This is a genomic window from Acinetobacter sp. WY4, from assembly GCF_018438165.1.
Taxonomy (GTDB): domain Bacteria; phylum Pseudomonadota; class Gammaproteobacteria; order Pseudomonadales; family Moraxellaceae; genus Acinetobacter.
Genome location: NZ_CP053947.1, coordinates 1056547 through 1075611, shown reverse-complemented (window position 1 = coordinate 1075611; position 19065 = coordinate 1056547). Strand labels below are relative to the sequence as shown.

18 protein-coding genes are annotated in these 19065 nt (G+C 42.2%); 11 read left to right on the top strand and 7 right to left on the bottom strand.

The features are described from left to right. The first annotated feature begins 7 nt into the window (after positions 1 to 7). Positions 8 to 853, top strand: a complete 846-nt coding sequence (dapF, locus tag G4D73_RS05050; RefSeq protein ID WP_213687526.1) for a diaminopimelate epimerase — start codon at positions 8 to 10, stop codon at positions 851 to 853. A 54-nt stretch (positions 854 to 907) separates the two neighbouring features. Here dapF and G4D73_RS05045 read toward each other — a convergent pair whose 3' ends face one another. Continuing rightward, positions 908 to 1237 carry a hypothetical protein gene (locus G4D73_RS05045; RefSeq protein WP_005103900.1) on the bottom strand — a complete coding sequence of 110 codons (330 nt, stop codon included), beginning with the start codon at positions 1235 to 1237 and terminating at the stop codon, positions 908 to 910. A 178-nt stretch (positions 1238 to 1415) separates the two neighbouring features. On the opposite strand from G4D73_RS05045, the gene xerA reads away from it, so the two are divergent. Both xerA and G4D73_RS05035 read left to right on the top strand, forming a co-directional pair. Continuing rightward, complete coding sequence (gene xerA, locus G4D73_RS05040; protein ID WP_213687525.1) at positions 1416 to 2333, top strand: site-specific tyrosine recombinase/integron integrase; 918 nt, start codon at positions 1416 to 1418, stop codon at positions 2331 to 2333. 231 nt (positions 2334 to 2564) lie between these two features. Then, entirely contained in the window at positions 2565 to 2948 is a 384-nt protein-coding gene (locus G4D73_RS05035; protein WP_213687524.1) for a hypothetical protein, read from the top strand. A gap of 208 nt (positions 2949 to 3156) precedes the next feature. Here the strand turns inward: G4D73_RS05035 and G4D73_RS05030 are convergent, their stop codons facing one another. Further along, positions 3157 to 3651: an Lrp/AsnC family transcriptional regulator gene (locus G4D73_RS05030; RefSeq protein WP_004645712.1), complete on the bottom strand. Its 495-nt coding sequence runs from the start codon at positions 3649 to 3651 to the stop codon at positions 3157 to 3159. Positions 3652 to 3763: 112 nt separating this feature from the next. On the opposite strand from G4D73_RS05030, the gene G4D73_RS05025 reads away from it, so the two are divergent. The 6 genes from G4D73_RS05025 (at position 3764) to G4D73_RS05000 (ending at position 11231) form a co-directional block, all read left to right on the top strand. After that, positions 3764 to 4369, top strand: coding sequence for a LysE family translocator (locus G4D73_RS05025; protein ID WP_005252483.1), 606 nt, complete (start codon positions 3764 to 3766; stop codon positions 4367 to 4369). A 523-nt stretch (positions 4370 to 4892) separates the two neighbouring features. Beyond that, a complete protein-coding gene (locus G4D73_RS05020; RefSeq protein WP_004731799.1) occupies positions 4893 to 5645 on the top strand; it encodes an electron transfer flavoprotein subunit beta/FixA family protein in 753 nt (250 codons plus the stop codon). Positions 5646 to 5663: 18 nt separating this feature from the next. Beyond that, the gene (locus G4D73_RS05015; RefSeq protein ID WP_213687523.1) at positions 5664 to 6596 is read left to right on the top strand and encodes an FAD-binding protein; all 933 of its coding nucleotides are present in this window, start codon (positions 5664 to 5666) and stop codon (positions 6594 to 6596) included. 179 nt (positions 6597 to 6775) lie between these two features. Then, a complete protein-coding gene (locus tag G4D73_RS05010; RefSeq protein ID WP_213687522.1) occupies positions 6776 to 7435 on the top strand; it encodes a hypothetical protein in 660 nt (219 codons plus the stop codon). 320 nt (positions 7436 to 7755) lie between these two features. Next, positions 7756 to 10737, top strand: coding sequence for a DNA gyrase subunit A (gene gyrA, locus G4D73_RS05005; RefSeq protein WP_213687521.1), 2982 nt, complete (start codon positions 7756 to 7758; stop codon positions 10735 to 10737). Positions 10738 to 10805: 68 nt separating this feature from the next. After that, positions 10806 to 11231: a hypothetical protein gene (locus G4D73_RS05000; RefSeq protein ID WP_004280487.1), complete on the top strand. Its 426-nt coding sequence runs from the start codon at positions 10806 to 10808 to the stop codon at positions 11229 to 11231. A gap of 27 nt (positions 11232 to 11258) precedes the next feature. Here G4D73_RS05000 and G4D73_RS04995 read toward each other — a convergent pair whose 3' ends face one another. The 4 genes from G4D73_RS04995 to G4D73_RS04980 are packed head-to-tail and all read right to left on the bottom strand — an operon-like array spanning position 11259 to position 16088. Continuing rightward, positions 11259 to 12359 carry an ABC transporter permease gene (locus G4D73_RS04995; protein ID WP_213687520.1) on the bottom strand — a complete coding sequence of 367 codons (1101 nt, stop codon included), beginning with the start codon at positions 12357 to 12359 and terminating at the stop codon, positions 11259 to 11261. Continuing rightward, a complete protein-coding gene (locus G4D73_RS04990) occupies positions 12356 to 13486 on the bottom strand; it encodes an ABC transporter permease (RefSeq protein ID WP_213687519.1) in 1131 nt (376 codons plus the stop codon). The genes G4D73_RS04995 and G4D73_RS04990 overlap by 4 nt, the downstream gene beginning before the upstream one ends. Then, a complete protein-coding gene (locus G4D73_RS04985; RefSeq protein WP_213687518.1) occupies positions 13486 to 14616 on the bottom strand; it encodes an HlyD family secretion protein in 1131 nt (376 codons plus the stop codon). Before G4D73_RS04985 ends, G4D73_RS04990 begins: the two co-directional genes overlap by 1 nt. Positions 14617 to 14627: 11 nt before the next feature. Then, positions 14628 to 16088, bottom strand: coding sequence for a TolC family protein (locus tag G4D73_RS04980; RefSeq protein ID WP_213687517.1), 1461 nt, complete (start codon positions 16086 to 16088; stop codon positions 14628 to 14630). Between the two features lie 360 nt (positions 16089 to 16448). Here G4D73_RS04980 and serC point away from each other — a divergent pair, with 360 nt between their 5' ends. Together serC and G4D73_RS15605 are read left to right on the top strand one after the other, a co-directional pair. Beyond that, positions 16449 to 17528, top strand: a complete 1080-nt coding sequence (gene serC / locus G4D73_RS04975; protein WP_121980404.1) for a 3-phosphoserine/phosphohydroxythreonine transaminase — start codon at positions 16449 to 16451, stop codon at positions 17526 to 17528. Between the two features lie 39 nt (positions 17529 to 17567). Next, entirely contained in the window at positions 17568 to 17699 is a 132-nt protein-coding gene (locus G4D73_RS15605) for a hypothetical protein (RefSeq protein ID WP_005103875.1), read from the top strand. 410 nt (positions 17700 to 18109) lie between these two features. On the opposite strand, the gene G4D73_RS04970 is transcribed toward G4D73_RS15605, so the two are convergent. After that, positions 18110 to 19042, bottom strand: coding sequence for a hypothetical protein (locus G4D73_RS04970; RefSeq protein ID WP_213687516.1), 933 nt, complete (start codon positions 19040 to 19042; stop codon positions 18110 to 18112). Positions 19043 to 19065 lie beyond the last annotated feature (23 nt).

The window sequence follows — 19065 nt, the reverse complement described above, 5'->3', positions numbered from 1 at the left end:
AATCAGGATGTTATTAGAATTTACCAAGATGCATGGTCTGGGCAATGACTTTATGGTGGTTGACCTGATCAGCCAGCGTGCTTATTTAGACACTTTGACCATTCAGCGTTTGGCCAATCGTAACTTCGGCATTGGTTTTGATCAGCTCTTGGTGGTTGAGCCACCTGATATCCCGAGTGCAGACTTTAAATATCGGATTTTTAATGCCGATGGTTCAGAAGTGGAACAATGTGGCAATGGCGTGCGCTGTTTTGCTAAGTTTGTGCATGATCGTCAGCTGACTACCAAAACCAAAATCAAGGTGCAAACCAAATCTGGTATTGTAGAGCCGGAATTGGGTGCGAATGGCTGGGTACGCGTCAATATGGGCTATCCAAAATTCCTGCCTCAGGAAATTCCATTTGTGGCTGATGCACCGGAGAGCCTGTATGACATCGAGCTTGCTGGCGGTGAAAAGCTGACCATTGATGTAGTGAATATGGGTAATCCACATGCGGTGACGATTGTACCGGATGTGATTGCTGCCGATGTCGCACGTATTGGCCCACAAGTTGAATCGCATGTGCGCTTCCCGGCACGGGTCAATGCTGGCTTTATGCAGATTATTGATGAAAAACATGCGCGTTTACGCGTATATGAGCGTGGTGTGGGCGAGACCTTGGCTTGTGGTACAGGTGCCTGTGCTGCCGCAATTTCAGGTATGCGCCGTGGTCTGCTTTCGAGTAAAGTTGAAGTTGAGCTGGCAGGCGGCAAGTTGCAAATTGAGTGGAAAGAAGGTGATGTGGTCTGGATGACTGGACCAACGGCGACCGTATATGAAGGGCGTCTGGATTTACGTTATTTCCAGGGTTAAGCGGTATTACTTTGAAACAAGCCTATCCATGAGATAGGCTTTTTGCTTTCTATTTTATTGATCTAATTCTGCTTGCAGGTCTGCCATCATTTGTTCATACGTGGCTTCAAATATCATTCGATCGCCACCAATGCTGTAGAAACTTGGAATGATAAAAGTCACTAGATTGCTAAATTCAGGGTTGGCATAAAGCATGTCTACAAATACTTCAATTTGATCATCTTGAATGCCAAAGCTTGAGGCAATTTTTTCAAATTCAGGATAGAAGTCTTGGATATTATCTGGATTAAAGCGCTTTTGTAACTCCTTTAATTCATTGGTGAGTTCTTCGACCTGTAGGCTGTTCAAATTAAAAGATGCTGCAATTTTTTCAAATGAATGCATTTTATACTCGCTATGAAATCGTTTTTATGTCATGTTTTTTGGTAAGTGATTTGATATTAGCAAAAGCTGATCAGAATTTATCTTATAAAATGAATTTTAAATGATTGATTTTTTAGATACAAAATATAGATAGATGTAATATTGAGAAAGGTGGATTGGTGTAGGAAGGTTTATATTAATGGATGCAACACAATTATTATCCATCTGGCTAAAAGAACGTGAAATTCAAAACCAGTCCAAACATACCTTGCAAGCCTATGAACGTGATGTCTCGGATTTTTTAGAATTTTGCCAGCATGAACAGCTCAATTTAAATGATGTAGAAGCTACCGATTTACGCCAGTTTCTGGCTGAGAAAGTGGAACAGCATCAGTTAAGTCCCAGCAGTCTGCAACGTATGCTTTCGGCTATTCGCCAGTTTATGAAATGGGCCGAGCAGGCTCAGCATATGGCTTTTAATCCGGCGGATGATTTTCAGTTAAAACGTCAATCGCGTCCTTTGCCCGGCATGGTGGATATTGAAACCATCAACCAGATTATTGATCAGCCTGCACCTGAAACTGAGGCACAGCAGCAAATGTGGCTCCGGGACAAAGCGATGTTAGAATTGCTTTATTCCAGTGGGCTGCGTCTGGCAGAACTGCAAAGCCTGAGAATTAAAGATATTGATTTCAACCGGCAGTTATTACGCATTACTGGTAAAGGCAATAAAACCCGGATAGTGCCTTTCGGTTCCAAGGCCAAAGACAGCGTGATGGCTTGGTTGCAAGTCTATCCCTTATGGAATGGCGATTTTGTACCGGAGGCGAATGTATTTATTACCCAGAAAGGCAATCCGCTCGGTGCACGACAAATTGAAAATCGGGTCAAGTTTCAGGCGCAGCGCGCAGGCGTGAATGTAGATTTACATCCGCATTTGTTAAGACATTGTTTTGCGAGTCACATGTTATCGAATAGCCGGGACTTACGAGCCGTGCAGGAAATGCTGGGACACAGTAATTTAACCACCACGCAAATTTATACCCATGTTGATTTTGACCATCTGGCCCAGATTTATGATCAGGCCCATCCGCGTGCGCAGCATAAAGAAGATTGATCATGTGCCCAGTTTTAAAGAATAAAAATCATGAAAATTGTATTTTTGGCACAAAACTTTCATATATAAACCTTAAAATGGAATTGAACTGAACATTGGCGTTCGGGTAAGCATTTCACTATTGTCTTATTCGTTAAATGCGCCATTTCAGGTATAACAATAACTAGTATTTAATATTTAAAATGAAATATTGCTGAGTAGAGTCTCAGCATTTGACCGATGGGAGGTGACATGGACACACTGGTAATTGCAGATATAGAGCAAAAATATGCACAGTTAAGTGAAGCTCAAAAAGAAATGTTTGCAGGTTATGGTTTGCGACAAATCAAGCATTTTGTGGACATTAGCTTACCCAATCTTGAAGCGACCTTACCTGAAGGCGCCATCATTCAAGGGATTAATGCCGATGGAAAAGTTCAGGCCTTTAATGCGGCGACTAGGCAATACTATTTATGGATTTCTGATTTGCAATGGCAATTGTCGAATCGTGCGACCCAGGCAGTCGATTTAAAAGAAGATGCGATTGCGATTTGGCAAATTTTTGAACTGGTAGACTATGAGCTGGTAGATTTAAGCCATGTACATCGTGATTTTTTAGCACAAGAAACTGAGTAAATTCTGAAGCATCCACACAGCATAAAAATAAGATTCAGTCTTGTGGTTTGGCTTTGTTTAAAAGGAAAAGGTTGTCTTCTATAGGCAACCTTTTCCTTATGTAGGACTTGCCATCTATGTGTTTGTAACACAGGTTGTGATTTAAGCAAGCTACGATTATTTAAATCCTAAATTAAGAACATAGCTTCGTTATCTAAAATCAGTTTGCCTATAAATCTTCTAAAGGTAGCTGGAAACTCTGTTTAATAATCTGACTCGGTAAATCTGTTTTGACACTGGTAATACCATTTTTTTTGGTCAGATGGGTCGACTGAAATTTACGGTAACTTTCCAGATCAGGCACTACGACTTTCAGCATCGCATCACTTTCCCCCAAAATAATGTAGCACTCCATCACTTGCGGCAATTCTTTCATCGCCTCAATAAAGGTATCAATAGTTTCGGCATCCTGACCGACCAGCCAGATGCGTGAAAATAAAATCAACTGAAAACCAATTTTTTGTTGATCGACAATAGTCGTGTAATTCTGAATCACGCCTGCATCTTCCAGCAATTTCACCCGGCGTAAACAGGATGAAGGTGAAAGTCCGATTTCACGTGCCAGATCATTATTCTGAATACGGCCATTGGCCTGTAAATGTCGAATGATATTTTTATCAATTCGATCAAGCTTTACCCGCACAGACTTGGTGGATATTTTCATAAATTAGAATAATATTCGAAAAATAATACTTATTATAAAATAAAATGAAAGCCAATTTTGTGAAAAATCGCAGATACTTATTTCACTTTCTGGAGTTTGAAAGGAAAAGGAAATGTCTGTATTTGTACTCTTTGCACTGACCGTGCTTCCCCTGATTTTTACGCCTGGACCCGATATGTTATTTATCCTGTCTCAAGTGATGGGTAAAGATGCAAAAGCAGGGATGATGGCAACCTTAGGGGTGTGTTGCGGTTATCTGGTGCATTCGATTTTGGTGGCACTCGGGATTGCGGCTATTATTGTCTCTTTTCCGGTGCTGTTTGAAACAATTCGCTGGCTCGGGATTGCTTATCTGCTGTATCTGGCCTTTGGTTTACTTAAATCGGTATTTAGTAAAAACGCGCTGAACATTGAGAAAAAGACGTCAGCCAATCCGATTAAAAAAGGTTTTTTTACTGCGCTGTTAAATCCGAAAGGGATGTTGATCTATTTTGCGATTTTGCCGCAGTTTATTGATAAATCGGCCAATACTGTCAGTCAAGGTTTGATTCTGTCCTTTATTTTTATCAGTCTGATTTTTGTGGTGTATTGTGGCTTAAGTATTTTATTCAGCAAAATCAGCCAGAAAACCCAAATGGATGAACGTAAACAAAAATGGGTGGATGGAACTTCTGGCGGTTTACTGGCACTTGCCGCAAGCTGGTTAATCATTAATTAATCTGGCTGCAAAGAAGCATACTCTTCGCAGTATGCTTTTTTTATAATTGCGAAGATTTGAAATTAAACATTCACTGTGTCGGCGTAGAATTCAATGCGCTGGTTTATTATTTGGTCAATTTGTCTTTATATTGGGTTTAATTCGCTCTCAAAAAGAGTTCTGTCCAAAATGACAAAAGCTGACATATCTATATTCCGTCTGTTTTGCTTCAAGCTGCTGTAAATCCATTTAAATTAAAACTGATCAATCAAAACTTCTGATGTGATTAATCAGATAAAAAAATAATATAAATCAATAATTAAATTTTAAGTAAATATTGATACATTTCATTGTAATAAAACGATAACAATTAATTGTGAACGCATCGTTCAGGGAAAATTACGCATTTTTACAGCTCTTTGTTGAATTGTGACTTGACCGAAATGCCGTACACATTGCAAGATAGGGCACCTAAAAAAATTTAAGTGAAGAGTTACACTAACTTTTCTCAACATTTACATTTGCTAAAACAGCCGAGGATTACATGAAGGCTCTTGTTGCTGTAAAACGTGTGGTTGATGCCAACGTTAAAGTTCGTGTTAAACCGGACAACAGTGGTGTTGACTTAACTAACGTTAAAATGTCAATTAATCCATTCTGTGAAATCGCAGTGGAAGAAGCGGTTCGTTTAAAAGAAAAAGGAACTGTTTCAGAAATCATTGTTGTTTCTATTGGTCCTAAAGAAGCGCAAGAACAAATCCGTTCTGCAATGGCGCTTGGTGCTGACCGCGGTATTCTGGTTGAAGCTGATGACAGCCAACTGGGTGCGCTGGAAATCGCTAAAATCCTGAAAGGCGTTGTTGACGCTGAACAACCACAATTGATTCTTCTAGGCAAGCAAGCCATTGATGATGATTCGAATCAGGTTGGTCAGATGCTGGGCGCTTTAATGGGTGCAGGCCAAGGTACCTTCGCTTCTGAGGTGAAAGTAGATGGCGATAAAGTACAAGTAACACGTGAAGTAGACGGTGGTTTACAAACTGTTGAGCTGACACTTCCAGCAATCATTACCACTGACTTGCGTTTGAACGAGCCACGTTATGCGGCACTTCCAAACATCATGAAAGCGCGTAAAAAACCGCTGGATACCAAGTCACCTGCAGATTTCGGTGTAAACCCTGCAACTAAACTGAAAACAGTGAAAGTTGAATCACCTGCAGAGCGTAAAGCTGGCGTACAAGTGAAGTCTGTAGACGAACTTGTAGAAAAATTGAAAAACGAAGCGAAAGTGATCTAATACAGAAGGATAAAAATCATGAGTATTTTAGTTATCGCTGAGCACGACAACAAAGCATTAAACGCTGCTACTTTAAACGTTGTTGCTGCGGCGCAAAAAATCGGTGGTGATATCACTGTATTGGTGGCTGGTTCTAGCGCTCAGGCAGTTGCTGACCAGGCGGCTAAAGTTGCGGGCGTAAGCAAAGTATTACTTGCTGATGACGCTGCTTATGCAAACCAATTGGCTGAAAACGTGGCTAAACTTGTTGCTGAATTAGGTAAAGGCTATACACATATCCTTGCTGCTTCTACAACAACTGGTAAAAACATTTTACCACGTGCAGCTGCGCTTCTTGACGTAAGCATGATCACTGACATCATCGCGGTAGATGGTCCTAAGACTTTCAAACGTCCGATCTATGCAGGTAACGCAATTGCGACTGTAGAGTCCGGCGAAAACATCGTATTGGCGACTGTTCGTGGTACAGCATTTGATGCTGTAGCTGCTGAGGGCGGTTCTGCTGCTGTCGAAGCTGCTGCGTCTACTGGTGATGCGGGTATTTCTAAGTTTATCAACGAAGAAATCGTAAAATCTGAACGTCCTGAACTGACAGCTGCGCGTATTGTGGTTTCTGGTGGTCGTGGTGTTGGTTCTGGTGAGAACTATCACAAGATCCTTGATCCATTGGCTGACAAGCTTGGTGCTGCTCAAGGTGCATCACGTGCTGCGGTAGATGCTGGCTTCGTACCAAACGATATGCAAGTGGGTCAAACTGGTAAAATCGTTGCGCCTGATCTGTACATCGCAGTCGGTATCTCTGGTGCGATTCAGCATTTGGCGGGTATGAAAGAGTCTAAAGTGATCGTTGCGATCAACAAAGACGAAGAAGCGCCAATCAATGCAGTCGCTGACTACTGGTTAGTCGGTGATTTGAACACTGTTATTCCTGAATTGGTTTCTAAAATCTAATTCTTGAATCGGATTCAAAAAACGCTCTTGTGCAGGCAGTGAAAGCAATGCTTTCCTGTTTTGTCCAAGGGCGTTTTTTTATGCAAAAATTTTAAAAATACTCGGCAGTCGAAACTAGAGTATTTCATTTGCATGAAAAGTGATAAAATTCCGGTTTGGTTTTTCTCCTGTTTTTAATCATGTCCTTTTCCAAAGCCGCCCATATCCTGTTCATTAGTTTTCTGCTGATTGCGCTTTATCTGGGTATTTGCATTCATACTGCCCTGAATGCCCCGCCTGCGGTGACTCAGTATTTATTTAGTGAATCAGGCGCTTTTGAAGTCATGAGTCCATGGTTATGGTACTTGCTGGCAGTGCTGTGTTTGCTCAATGTTGAAATCAAACCTAATACCCGAGTGTTTACGGCTATAGCAGCGACATTGTTGGGATTGCGGGAAATGGATTTTCATAAGCAGGTGTTTGAAATGAGTTTTATTAAAACTAATTTCTATCGCAGTGCTGAAATTCCGCTCATGGATAAGCTGCTCGGATTTATTTTATTGCTCGGGATTATTTTTGTCTTTCTGGTACTGGCGAAAAAATTGGTTCAAACCATACGAAGCATGAAAGATTCTTTGAATATTGCACATTTTTTTATCTTCCTTACCATTGCCTGTGGCGGACTGAGCAAGGTGCTCGATCGCACGACTTCAACCCTGAAAGATGAATTCGGCATCCAGTTGGTGCCACATACACAAATCATGATTATGACCATTGAGGAAGGGGTGGAGATGTTATTGCCAGTTTTATTGATTGTGGCTGTGCTGAGCTATCGTAAAGTACTGAACCAGACACAATAAAAATATAGAAAAAACGATGAAGATGCGCCAGTTGATTGGCGCATTTTGTTTTTATAGTACTGTATTTCTCAAAATTTTGGGTATGGAAAAATCCTGTCTGGATGTGCTGGTTTTCGGTTTTGAAATAACAATAAAATGATCACTAAAATGAAGATAATTAACAAGGTTAAGCTGAATATTTCGACACAAAAATACAAGTGTTTATGCTATAATTTAGGGCTGTATTTTAGTTTTTAACTCAGTCGTTTGAGTTAATGATTTTGCTAGTTTTACGACATATAAATACAAGCCAAAATTGGCTTGTAGAATAAGGAGTATGCATGAGCGTATCGGAAATTAGACCGATTGCCATTGAGGATGAACTTAAAAGCTCATATCTCGATTATGCGATGAGCGTGATTGTGTCACGTGCATTGCCCGATGTACGAGATGGTTTAAAACCTGTTCATCGTCGTGTGCTTTTCGCAATGCACGAATTAGGCAATGACTATAACAAAGCTTATAAAAAGTCTGCACGTGTAGTCGGTGACGTGATCGGTAAATATCACCCGCATGGTGATTCTGCCGTATATGAAACGATTGTACGAATGGCGCAAGATTTCAGCTTGCGTTACCAATTGGTTGATGGTCAAGGTAACTTCGGTTCGGTCGATGGTGATAGCGCAGCAGCCATGCGTTATACCGAAGTGCGTATGCGTAAACTGACCCACGAACTTTTAGCGGATCTTGAAAAAGATACCGTCGAGTGGGAAGACAACTACGATGGCTCTGAGCGTATTCCTCAAGTCATGCCAACCCGTGTTCCGAACTTGTTAATTAATGGTGTTACCGGTATTGCAGTCGGTATGGCGACCAATATGGCGCCGCATAACATGACTGAAGTCGTGAATGCGTGTCTGGCTTATGCCAATGATCCTCAGATCAGTATCGAAGGGTTGATGGAACATATTTCTGGTCCGGATTTCCCGACAGGCGGTATCATTTACGGTAAATCAGGCATCGTCGATGCATACCGTACCGGTAAGGGCCGTTTGCATATCCGTGGTAAGTACCATTTCGAAGAAGATCCGAAGAATGGCCGTACCACGATTGTCTTCACTGAAATTCCATATCAGGTCAATAAAGCAAAAACCATTGAGCGTATTGCTGAACTGGTCAAAGAGAAAAAACTGGAAGGCATTTCAGAGCTTCGTGACGAGTCTGACAAAGACGGTATGCGTATCGCGATTGACCTGAAGCGCGGTGAAAACGCTGAAGTGATCGTGAACAACCTGTTCCAGAACACGCAACTTGAAAACTCTTTCAGCATCAATATGGTTTGCCTGGACAATGGCCAACCAAAATTGATGAACCTGAAAGACATCATTGCCGCGTTTATCCGTCACCGTCAGGAAGTAGTCACGCGTCGTACCATGTTCGAATTACGCAAAGCGCGTGAACGTGGTCATATCTTGGAAGGTTTAACCGTTGCTCTGGCAAATATTGATGCCATCATCGAAACCATCAAGAGTTCTGCAAATCCGGCTGAAGCGCGTGAGCGTTTGCAGGCAGGTGAGTGGGCAGGTGGCGGTGTTTTGGCCTTGTTGGAAAAAGCCGGTTCAGTTTCTGTGCGTCCGGATGAGATTGAAGGTGAAGACCCAAGTCGCCCATTTGGTTTGGATGGCGAGATTTATCGTTTGTCACCAACCCAGGTGAATGCAATTATGGAACTTCGCTTGCATCGTTTAACTGGTCTGGAACAAGACAAGTTACATGCTGAATATAGTGAAATCCTGTCACAAATTGCTGAACTGACTGCAATTTTGAATGACTTTAATCTGTTGATGAACGTGATTCGTGAAGAATTGGCCTTGATTCTTCAGCAGTATGGCGATGCGCGTAAAACGTCGATTGTCGAGTCACGTATCGATTTCTCTCGTGAAGATCTGATTCCTGAAGAGCAAATGGTTCTGACGGTATCGAAATCAGGTTATGCGAAAACTCAACCATTGTCTGACTACGCTGCACAGCGTCGTGGTGGCCGTGGTAAGTCTGCGACTAGCATGAAAGAAGATGATTACATTCAACATCTGATTGTGACTTCAAGTCATGCGACAGTACTTTGTTTTACCAACGTTGGTAAGGTCTATCGTCTGAAAGTGTATGAAGTGCCGCAAGCATCACGTGGTGCCAAAGGCCGCCCAATGGTGAACTTGCTGCCACTGGATGAAAACGAGACCATTACTGCGATCTTGCCTGTCATTGACGCGCCGAAGAAATTTAAAGAACGTCTGGCTGACTTCAAGGCATTTGTAAAAGCCAATGCAGCGCAGTTGCAAGCCAATGAAGTGATCAATGCTCATTTTGCCGAGCTTGAAGCTGCCCTGACTGAATCTGAAGATGGTGCGGATGATATTTCTGATGCATTGCGTATTCAATTGAAACAGTTGGGCTTGGAGCTTTCTGCAACAGACCTTGATGATGACATTATCAATGACTTTGCTCAGCAGGCTGAAGCGGTACGTAAAAACTTCTATGTGTTTATGGCGACTGAATACGGTACGATTAAACGTGTAGAGCTTGAACAGTTCTCAAATGTTCGTTCAAACGGTTTACGTGCGATTGAGCTGAATGGCGATGATACCTTGATTGGTGTAGCGATTACTGATGGCGAACAGCAAATCATGTTGTTCTCGAACGAAGGTAAAGCCATTCGCTTCGCAGAGACTGATGTACGTTCAATGGGCCGTTCTGCCAAAGGTGTACGTGGTATGCGCGTGACTATTGGTGCAGCTGCACAGCTAGAAGAAAATGATGAAACTGAGATCGAGTCTGATGACGAAGATGGCTTAGATTCAGCATTGATTAGCCGAATCGTATCACTGGTTGTTGTACCTGAAACTGGCGAAGTACTGTGTGCATCTGAAAATGGTTATGGTAAACGTACTCCAGTAGATGATTTCCCGACCAAGAAACGTGGCGGTAAGGGCGTGATTGCGATCAAGACCTCTGAACGTAACGGTCAATTGGTGGGCGCTGTTGCCATCGATGCTTCTAAAGAACTGATGCTAATCTCTGATGGCGGTACGCTGGTTCGTACCCGTGCATCTGAAGTGGCGCAAACCGGTCGTAACGCACAGGGTGTTCGTCTGATCCGCCTAGGTAATGAGGAATTGCTGGTTGGTGTCGTTTCAATCGAAGCGGTTGAAGAAGATGAGTTTGTTGAAGCGATTGAAGGTGCAGAATCTTTAGTAGCAGAAACAGATGTAGCAGCTGAAACTGAGCAAGTTGCAAAAGATGGTGAAAATTCAGTAGAAGAATAAGTTTTTTACTGATAAAAAGGGCGCTTCGGCGTCCTTTTTTATAAACCTTGACTGCATAAGGGTAAGCGATGAAAACCAAATTAATGTTGTTGGCAGCAGCGGTTGCATTGACTGGCTGTAATTCAATGGACAATATTCCGAATCCGAGTCCTGAACAGGAAAAGGCGGCACAGCTGGCTTATGAGGATTTGCGTGACGGGAAATATGAGGAATTTCTGGATCAGTTAGAACCGCAGTTGCAAACCCAGTTTAAGGATAATGAAAAGCTGATGAAACGCTTTTCACGTTCAATTCCTCAAGGTGAATACAAGTCTAAGACTTTAATGACCAAAGAGATTGAAGAAGCAACCAATCAGCCTGGACAATATAAGGTCAGTTATGAAATTGCCTATCCGGAGAATCTGGTTCAGTATGATGTGAGTTTTGATAAGCCGAATGGTAGCAACAAGATTCGTAATTTCAATATTCAGGTCTTTGGCGAATCAAGTAAATAAGTGGAATAGGCGCATTGCTATAATGTTCTATCTGCTTTGATGACCAGAAATTAAACGTCGATAAGCCAAGAAAAAGCACATGCTGCCGATCATTCCAAGATAGAGCAGTTTAGGTAAGACCAGTGCGGTAGGTACACCCATCTGATTGAGTTGAATAAACATCTGCACAATTTGGGTGGAAGGCAGGATTTCGCCAACGACTTGCATCCAGATAGGCATGGCAGCATGTGGCCAGGCCGCACCAGATAAAAAGAACAGTGGAATGGAAGTGAATACAATCACATGACCCGCACGTTCTGGCAGATCCAGAAAACTGGCAAATAGGCAGGTCATGCCAATTATCGTGTAGATAAAAACCGGAACAGCCAGTAGCATCCCGAACAGGTTGCCACCGCGCGGATAATCAAACAGCCAGAAGCTGAAACCGAATAAATAGAAACATCCCAGACAGCCAATAGTAAAGACTGCTAAACCCATTCCCATGAGTGCATTTGCGTTTAATTCTATTTTTCTTTCCCGATATACCAAAATCAGCATACTCAAACCCAAAAGAATGGTTTGGTGGATAATTAAGGGTGCAACCGCAGGAAAGACATAACTGCCATAGCCGGACAGTGGATTAAATAAAGGAATTTGATGCACAGAAAGGGCTGGTGAAAAATCCGAGACCTCGCCAAAGCGTTCAGCATAATCTGCCAAAGTTTGCTCAACTGATGTGGCTAAGCCCAGACCAATTTGTTTGGTCACTAAAAAGTTGGCTGTACTTAAATACAGGCCAATGCCACCTGTTTCACCATGCCTTAAGCTTTGCGATAAATTGTCCGGCAGCAGTAAAATACCATCGGCTTTTTGTGATTCCACCCATTGTTTGGCCTCGGAAAAATTGCCGGTAATCGCCTCAATTTCCACATTGGGGCTTTGTGCCACCTGACCAATAATACGGGTGCTTAAGTTACTTTGTTCTTCATCGACAATAATAATCGGTAAGGCTTCAGCCTGCTGTGCCTGATAAGCGGTTGGATAAAAAAAGCTGTAAAATAAGACGGATAGAATCAGCGTGGTAAAGATCGTGCCGTGACTGACAATATCCTTGAAGCTTTGCAAATAGTAAAACCAGAGGGATTTCATTGGACTGCTCCTTTAGCTATTTTTTTAAGAAACAGATAAGCCAGCAGAGCGTAGACTAGGGCATAGATCAGCAGCATTAATCCAGCTTGCAGTGAAATATGCAATGGACTACCAATCACCCATTGTTCAGTTTGTAATTTGGCATAGGGCGTAAACGGAATAATATTGGACCAAAACTGGGTGAATAGGGGCGCATTATTTAAAGGGAGGGTCACACCGGCAAAACTTAAAGATGAACCGCCATAGACCGCAATGATGCCGAAAGATTTACTTAAATCTTTGGTTGCCAGAACCACTGCACTGCTTAAAAATGCATAAGCGCTATACAGCAGAAATTGCGCCAATAGAATCAGGCTGAGCGAGCCGGCAACAAACCAGCCGCGAATTTCAATCAGCCAGAACATCCAGATCCAGGTCCATAGACTAAAAATAGCCACATAGACCAGATTTTTAGACAGCAATGCCATCCAGATGGACGAGTTGCTGATCCAGCTTGTTAAGGTCTGTCGCTTCAGTTCCTGACCGACGGAAAATGCCACACAACAACACAGCAGTAAATGCAGAATTGCCGGAATGACATAGGGTTCCAGATAGAATTCATAATTCAGTTGTGGATTATACAGCGGCGATATTTTGATATGCGGCGACGGTGCTTCGAGAGAAGGCAGCCGGTTGCCCAGATATTGCTGTCCGCCAAATTCAGCCAGTGCTTGCAGGGTACTGACCAGCATGGCAGAGGAAATGGTATTTCCGATACTGAAATAACTCTGGTTAAAGGCAATACTGATGTCAGCATCCTGGGCACGAACCAGACGTTGCTCGGCACCGCTGGGAATATGGATATAACCCCAAATTTTATTTTGATTTAACAGGCGCTCAATTTCAGCTGTTTGTTCCGACACCGTAGCAATTTTAAGAGTATGATTCAGCGCCACATGCTGATAAATGCTTTGACTCAGCGCACTCTGGTCTTGATCAATAATCGCAATCGGTAAATGATCCGGTTTCCCTTGAGCAAACATGCTGCTGAATAAAATAATCACCAGTGCAGGTGCCAGCGTGACCAGACACAGATCCCATTTTTCGCTGAGCAGATAGCGCAGTTCGCGCCATATACCCGTCCACATTATCGGGACTCTTTCAGTTTAAATAACACGCTCATCCCGACTTTCAGTTCAGGAATCGCTGGTGTGGGTACAAGATGCAGCTTAAAACTGCGCACATCATAGCCGCCGGTTTGGCGTGTAGTTTTAATGGTGGCAAATTCACCCTCGGCACTGATCTGTCTAATTTGAAAAGTGGCGGTTTTATCTAGGGCGGGAATATAACCTTCAATACTGCTCATTTTCTGAAATGGGGCATATTGGTCTTCACGAATATTCAGGCTCACCCACATCTTGTCTTCAATCAGGCTGACCACAGGGACTGCGGTGGCTACCAGCTCCGAGACTTTGCCATAGGTTTTAGACACCGTTCCGTTTACAGGTGCTACTAATTGGGTTTCTGCTTCTAAAGCATTGGCTTCATCCAGCGCAGCCTGGGCAATATCTACCTGTGCATCGGCGGAACTCTTTTGCTGCGAAGTGCTGCCACGTTTGGCACGTGCATATTGCTGATACGCCGCCTCTGTCATTTGCGCCGCTGATTGACTGGCTGCATACAATTCATCACGGCGCTGGCGTGAAATCACACCTTCCTTCAATAAATTTGCACCACGCTCATAAGAAACTTTGGCTAAATTTTGCTGTGCTTTCAGCGCTTGCCAGTTGGCATACAGACTGGCGATATTTTCTTCCTGCGAGCCACGTTCAGCAGTCGATTGTAAGGCTAGCGCAGATTGTAAAGCCGCTACGGCTTGCTGTTTTTTGGCCTGAATTTCCGGGCTGTTTAAGCGCACCAGTACATCACCTTTTTTGACCTGCTGACCTTCTTCTACATAAATTTCTTCAATACGGCTTGGCACTTTGGTCGCCACTTGAACCGTTTCAGCTTCTACACGACCCTGCAATTCCAGCGGAGCCGGTTGGTAGCTTTTCCATAATCCAAAAGCGATGACTGCCAGTAGAATTGGAATCAGGGCAAGCAATAAATATTTTTTCTTTTTAGCGATTTCAGGAGCTTGTTCATGCTCTGTCGAAGTCACTGCGTTATTTTCTATTCCAGTTTTTGTTTCTACCTGTTGTGCAGGCAATTTTTCTGTATCGCTGGATGAAGCCGCTTCATTCACAGGATCATTGGGTTTTTGATCTTCGTTCATGTTCGGCTCCATTAGCGAATATAGTGGGTATTGGTATGTTGAATGTAGTTCGGAAATTCTGCAATCGAGCCATGGCTTTGTAATAGGGTAGCCAGTGACATCACATATTTGTAGGCATTCAAGGCAGTTTCAGCTCGTAATCCGCTCAGCATATTTTGTGCATCGATGACCTGTGTGGCGGTGCCCATATCTTCTTTAAAGGACAATTCTTGGATGCGTAAATTTTCCTGTGCGGCTTTCAAGTTTTGTGCCAGAAGCGCATCACTTTGCTGTGCGCTGAGTGCTTCGCTATAAGATTTATAAATCAGATTTTCAATTTCCTGCTGGGTGCGTGCAGTAAGCAGTTCTGTAGCAGAGCGTTTGAGTTCGGCAGCCTGAATATTTTTATTTTTATCAATTCCGGAAAATAAGTTATAACGGGCAGCCACCCCGACAATCCAGTTTTCATTTTGATCCAGACTGTATTCACCAAAAGCAAAAACATTCGGTTTTTTTGCCGCTTGCTGGGCTTTGACATTGGCTTGAGCCAATTGGGTATCCAGCTGCATTTTTTGAATCAGCGCAGAGTTCTGACTAAAGGTTTTCAGCAGATGATTTAAGGCCTGTGGCTCGGTTTTATTGACAAATAAAGGCGTTGAAAGCTCAGTGATGCTACTTTCTTGAAGCAGATTATTCAGATGGAAAAGGGCAGCATTCAAATTGGCTTGCGTGTTTTGCTGGCTGCGTTCGGCATTATTACGTGCCACTTCAAATTGCATGCGCTGGCCTTTACTGATAAAACCTTGCTGTTCCATCTTTAAGGCATTGCGATAATGCTGTTGCATGGCATTCAGGTTAAATAGTGCTGCTGCATGTAGTTGCTTTTGAAGCTGTACATTAAAATAACTTTGAATCAGTTCAAAACGCTGCGTGTCTTGCTGCTGTTTGTTGCTGAGCTGACTACGACCGACCTGAATATTGGCGATTTCTTTGGCGCTGCTTGTCAGTCCACCGGTATAAAGCGGCATCATGACTGAAATCGTCGGACGAATCACCTGGTCATCCAGCACGACATGCGAACTATCAGGAATTAAGCCCACCCCATTTTGAATAGGTTGTCTTAAACTATTTTTTAACGGGTCAGCCAGATCACCTAAGTTCAGTTCATCAATTCTATTATTGACACCATCCGTTAAGGATTGCTCTAAATTATTTTTTAATGCGCCCAAAGGTAGATCGAGTTCATTATGAAAGGCATACGCACGAACATTCAGATCGATTCGTGGCAGACCTATACCTTTCACCGCTTCAGCTTCAAGTTTTGAGGCCTGTTCCAGACTTTGATAGGCTTGGCTGCTATAAGAATTTTGCAACAACTGACGTTCAGCGTCCTGAAAGCTGATGCTCTGCGCATGAGCAAAGCTGCCATACATCATTGATGCAAGCAGATTTAAACCCCAGACAAGCTGTCTTTTATTTTTCTTTAAGTTCATAAAGTCGCTAAACCGATTTAAAGCCGATAATGTTATCCGGCTAGTATAAATCAAAGGTTTGCAGATAGAACTAGTGTAAAGTTATAGTATTGTTTCTTTTACATCTGTATTTCAAATACTTATCGGCTGTTTTTAATGGAATATCTAGAATCAAAAAATGGCTTAATCTTGAATATTTTCAATTGTTAGTTCAAAGATGATAAAAACAGCAGGCTAAAATACTGGTCAATTTATCTTGTGAATCTACATTGATTTTTTGACTCTATCTTGACTCATAGATTGAAATAATTTTGTGCAAGACCCTGCCAGATATGGTTAAATGCCATCATTTTATTGTGTTTCACTCTGAAAGGAAAAATCATGCGCGCGTACAACTTCTGTGCTGGTCCTGCTGCATTACCGACTGCCGTACTTGAAAAAGCTCAAGCTGAAATGCTTGACTGGCACGGCAAAGGTCTTTCGATCATGGAAATGAGCCACCGTAGTGCCGACTATGTTGCCATGGCTGAAAAAGCGGAAGCAGACTTACGTAAACTCATGAATATTCCTGAGAACTACAAAGTATTGTTCTTGCAGGGTGGGGCATCATTACAGTTCTCGGCAATTCCATTGAACCTGCTTGGCAAAAACAACAAAGCAGACTATATCGATACCGGTATCTGGTCTGAAAAAGCCTTGAAAGAAGCGCAGCGTTATGGCGATATCAATGTTGTAAAAGCAGGTATCCAAATTGATGGCAAATATGCGATCAGTGCACAAAGCGAATGGAATCTTTCTGATGATGCAGCTTATGTGCATTATGCCGATAATGAAACCATTGGCGGTCTGCAATTTGCTTCAATTCCTGAAACAAACAAGCCATTAGTTTGCGATTATTCATCTAGTATTTTATCTGCGCCAGTAGATGTCTCTAAATTTGGTTTGATCTATGCGGGTGCGCAAAAGAATATCGGGCCTGCTGGTTTAACGCTGGTAATTATTCGTGAAGATTTACTTGATCAAGCTAAACCTGAAATTCCAAGCATCTTGAAATATTCAGATCAAGCGAAAAATGGCTCAATGGTTAACACACCATCAACTTATGCATGGTACTTGTCTGGTCTGGTGTTTGAGTGGTTGCTAGAAAATGGCGGTGTAGATGCCATGCACAAAGTGAACCTTGAGAAAGCTAACTTGCTTTATGGTTATATCGATCAAAGCGATTTTTATGCGAATCCGATTGCAAAAGCAAACCGTTCGATCATGAACGTACCATTTACTTTGGCTAATGCATATCTTGAGAAACAGTTCCTGAAAGAAGCTGAAGCGCAGCATTTATTGAATCTTGCTGGTCACCGTTCGGTTGGCGGTATGCGCGCAAGTATTTATAATGCCGTGCCTTTAGAGGGCGTGCAGGCATTGGTGAACTTTATGGATGACTTTGCCAAACGCAATGGTTAATTCCTGAAACGAAAAAACCCAGCACAGGCTGGGTTTTTTATGAATACAATAATTTTAGAAAATAAAAGTATGCAGGATGAATCCGCAGATCAGCATCCCCAACATGAAAAAAAGGCAGGACATCATATCAATATTATAGCGGGAGCTAAGATGATGCTCGACCTGTTGTAATGTTTCTTCTTGCACGATTTTCATAGATATTTATTGTCCGATCTATTTATCGTTAATACTAATTTGTTGTGAGTATTTTTATCATAAAAAATTGATTAAATAAAGTACATTTTTAATTAAAGAGCATAAATTTCATTTTTATTTAAATATTAGATTTGTATGACAACAGATTATTTATATGAGAAATCAATCGCTTATTTTTACAAGGTTTTTAGGGTTATTTTAAATATTTAAAATGAATTTATTTGAATTTAAAAATGTGGATAACTCGGTTTTTAATGAATTTAAATAGATTATTAAGCCAGAAAATATGTATAAAAAATAATCAAAAATTAAAATGACAAATAAGGATATAGATGGATTAAAAGAAGATACCCATCAAAATGAATATCTTCTTTTTCTGTTTGAACTTAGGCCGCTTTTCTATAAATATTGGCCTGAATCCACAAGTTGCCACGAATATACTGGCCAATCTGGAAGTCTCTGTACTGGTCATTCCGCGTTGCAATCCGGATCAAGGTCGCAGGCTGGCCTTCATCATGAATGAGGGTGACATCATAAAGGGTATAGTCCTGACCCATAAACTGCATAGTCGTTTTACCGACAATATTGCCCTGGAACCAGGCTTCATCTTCCTGACCCATGGTTTCGCCGTATAGATAAGCCACCATTTTAGAAAAATCTACGGTTACAGGTTCTTTATCTTCTTCGCACTGCGGCTGCCAGGCATCAATCTGTTCCTGCAAATTATCCGGTGCTACACCATTATTGGCAGCCAGAATATCATTCAAGGCACGGTGGTGCTTGATCGAAGCCGGATCATCAACCACCAGATGCTCATGATTTGCGACCGCTTCAAGTTCATAGGCCCAGCCATTCAGATTCACCACATAGGACTGGTCTTTTTCATAATGCGGATGATTGACGCTATACAGGTTATCGAAAGCGTAAATAATATTATTAGCACCCAGATTCAGGCGCAATACAGCCTGAGTATTGGATTTACAGCTAATAATCCGGTCAATCGTGGCTTTCACCTGATAAGGACTGTCAAAGCACGGAAATGCAGTTTTTACTGCTTGAGGTTTGTTGTTTTCGACGGCAATCACTTGACTCAACTGTACCGCAGCTTTGCTCGGTCCCTGAATCAGCCAGGTCTCTGCATCCATATCACATTCTTGTGTACAAAGGCCCATCGGCATGATTGGTTCATCAAGAGCTTTGCCTAACCACTGTGGAACATCTGTGCCAGGGTTGTCGGTGAGCAAGGTCCAATGTTCGACATGACTACCGAAATTTTGATCATCAATGGTGATGATCTCTGGGCTATTCTGATTTTTCATATGCACAATTGATCTTGGATGAT

Bases quoted from the DNA above. Each gene is read 5' to 3' on its own strand.
- gyrA (WP_213687521.1), top strand. From the start codon at position 7,756: ATGAGCGTATCGGAAATTAGACCGATTGCCATTGAGGATGAACTTAAA.
- serC (WP_121980404.1), top strand. From the start codon at position 16,449: ATGCGCGCGTACAACTTCTGTGCTGGTCCTGCTGCATTACCGACTGCC.
- G4D73_RS04985 (WP_213687518.1), bottom strand. From the start codon at position 14,616: ATGAACGAAGATCAAAAACCCAATGATCCTGTGAATGAAGCGGCTTCA.
- G4D73_RS05020 (WP_004731799.1), top strand. From the start codon at position 4,893: ATGAAGGCTCTTGTTGCTGTAAAACGTGTGGTTGATGCCAACGTTAAA.
- dapF (WP_213687526.1), top strand. From the start codon at position 8: ATGTTATTAGAATTTACCAAGATGCATGGTCTGGGCAATGACTTTATG.
- G4D73_RS15605 (WP_005103875.1), top strand. From the start codon at position 17,568: ATGAATACAATAATTTTAGAAAATAAAAGTATGCAGGATGAATCCGCA.
- G4D73_RS05035 (WP_213687524.1), top strand. From the start codon at position 2,565: ATGGACACACTGGTAATTGCAGATATAGAGCAAAAATATGCACAGTTA.
- G4D73_RS04990 (WP_213687519.1), bottom strand. From the start codon at position 13,486: ATGTGGACGGGTATATGGCGCGAACTGCGCTATCTGCTCAGCGAAAAA.
- G4D73_RS05010 (WP_213687522.1), top strand. From the start codon at position 6,776: ATGTCCTTTTCCAAAGCCGCCCATATCCTGTTCATTAGTTTTCTGCTG.
- G4D73_RS04980 (WP_213687517.1), bottom strand. From the start codon at position 16,088: ATGAACTTAAAGAAAAATAAAAGACAGCTTGTCTGGGGTTTAAATCTG.
- G4D73_RS04970 (WP_213687516.1), bottom strand. From the start codon at position 19,042: ATGAAAAATCAGAATAGCCCAGAGATCATCACCATTGATGATCAAAAT.
- G4D73_RS04995 (WP_213687520.1), bottom strand. From the start codon at position 12,359: ATGAAATCCCTCTGGTTTTACTATTTGCAAAGCTTCAAGGATATTGTC.
- G4D73_RS05000 (WP_004280487.1), top strand. From the start codon at position 10,806: ATGAAAACCAAATTAATGTTGTTGGCAGCAGCGGTTGCATTGACTGGC.
- G4D73_RS05025 (WP_005252483.1), top strand. From the start codon at position 3,764: ATGTCTGTATTTGTACTCTTTGCACTGACCGTGCTTCCCCTGATTTTT.
- G4D73_RS05015 (WP_213687523.1), top strand. From the start codon at position 5,664: ATGAGTATTTTAGTTATCGCTGAGCACGACAACAAAGCATTAAACGCT.
- G4D73_RS05030 (WP_004645712.1), bottom strand. From the start codon at position 3,651: ATGAAAATATCCACCAAGTCTGTGCGGGTAAAGCTTGATCGAATTGAT.
- G4D73_RS05045 (WP_005103900.1), bottom strand. From the start codon at position 1,237: ATGCATTCATTTGAAAAAATTGCAGCATCTTTTAATTTGAACAGCCTA.
- xerA (WP_213687525.1), top strand. From the start codon at position 1,416: ATGGATGCAACACAATTATTATCCATCTGGCTAAAAGAACGTGAAATT.